This is a genomic window from Halomonas sp. DP1Y21-3 (genome assembly GCF_019801245.1).
In the GTDB taxonomy this organism is placed as follows: Bacteria; Pseudomonadota; Gammaproteobacteria; order Pseudomonadales; family Halomonadaceae; genus Halomonas; species Halomonas litopenaei.
In genome coordinates this window covers 1-1739 of record NZ_JAHVJM010000011.1, presented here as the reverse complement: position 1 = coordinate 1739, position 1739 = coordinate 1, and the positions used below count along the sequence as shown (strand labels likewise).

The 1739-nt window shown below is 54.6% G+C and carries 1 rRNA gene; it reads right to left on the bottom strand.

What is annotated here, in order from left to right:
- Positions 1-52: 52 nt before the first annotated feature.
- Positions 53-1590: ribosomal RNA gene (locus KUV74_RS20675) — 16S ribosomal RNA — on the bottom strand.
- Positions 1591-1739: the final 149 nt, after the last annotated feature.

Below are 1739 nucleotides of genomic sequence, written 5' to 3'. Positions count from 1 at the left end.
TGATCAGGTAATTCATTGTGAGCACTTACCGACAGTCAGATGACGTGTCGTTTAAGGAGGTGATCCAGCCGCAGGTTCCCCTACGGCTACCTTGTTACGACTTCACCCCAGTCATGAACCACACCGTGGTGATCGCCCTCCGAAGTTAGGCTAACCACTTCTGGTGCAGTCCACTCCCATGGTGTGACGGGCGGTGTGTACAAGGCCCGGGAACGTATTCACCGTGACATTCTGATTCACGATTACTAGCGATTCCGACTTCACGGAGTCGAGTTGCAGACTCCGATCCGGACTGAGACCGGCTTTATGGGATTAGCTCCACCTCGCGGATTCGCAACCCATTGTACCGGCCATTGTAGCACGTGTGTAGCCCTACCCGTAAGGGCCATGATGACTTGACGTCGTCCCCACCTTCCTCCGGTTTGTCACCGGCAGTCTCCCTAGAGTTCCCGACCGAATCGCTGGCAAATAGGGACAAGGGTTGCGCTCGTTACGGGACTTAACCCAACATTTCACAACACGAGCTGACGACAGCCATGCAGCACCTGTCTGAGAGTTCCCGAAGGCACCAATCCATCTCTGGAAAGTTCTCTCGATGTCAAGGGTAGGTAAGGTTCTTCGCGTTGCATCGAATTAAACCACATGCTCCACCGCTTGTGCGGGCCCCCGTCAATTCATTTGAGTTTTAACCTTGCGGCCGTACTCCCCAGGCGGTCGACTTATCGCGTTAACTGCGCCACAAAGCTCTCAAGGAGCCCAACGGCTAGTCGACATCGTTTACGGCGTGGACTACCAGGGTATCTAATCCTGTTTGCTACCCACGCTTTCGCACCTCAGCGTCAGTGTCAGTCCAGAAGGCCGCCTTCGCCACTGGTATTCCTCCCGATCTCTACGCATTTCACCGCTACACCGGGAATTCTACCTTCCTCTCCTGCACTCTAGCCTGACAGTTCCGGATGCCGTTCCCAGGTTGAGCCCGGGGCTTTCACAACCGGCTTATCAAGCCGCCTACGCGCGCTTTACGCCCAGTAATTCCGATTAACGCTCGCACCCTCCGTATTACCGCGGCTGCTGGCACGGAGTTAGCCGGTGCTTCTTCTGTGAGTGATGTCCTCCCTCGAGGGTATTAACCTCAAGGCTTTCTTCCTCACTGAAAGTGCTTTACAACCCGAAGGCCTTCTTCACACACGCGGCATGGCTGGATCAGGCTTTCGCCCATTGTCCAATATTCCCCACTGCTGCCTCCCGTAGGAGTTCGGGCCGTGTCTCAGTCCCGATGTGGCTGATCATCCTCTCAGACCAGCTACGGATCGCAGCCTTGGTGAGCCGTTACCTCACCAACTAGCTAATCCGACATAGGCTCATCCGATAGCGCAAGGTCCGAAGATCCCCTGCTTTCCCCCGTAGGGCGTATGCGGTATTAGCCTGGGTTTCCCCAGGTTATCCCCCACTACCGGGCAGATTCCTATGCATTACTCACCCGTCCGCCGCTCGACGCCTCCTAGCAAGCTAGGATCGTTTCCGCTCGACTTGCATGTGTTAGGCCTGCCGCCAGCGTTCAATCTGAGCCATGATCAAACTCTTCAGTTTAAAGTCTGATAGTCCGTTAAGCGGACCAAACTTGGCTCAAGGTTCAAACGTCTCGTTTGACGAGTCGCTTGCCTTGATATTTCAGTGACAGTGTCACTGACTCATCGGCAAGCGCCCACATGAATTACCTGATCAATTTTTAAAGAGCT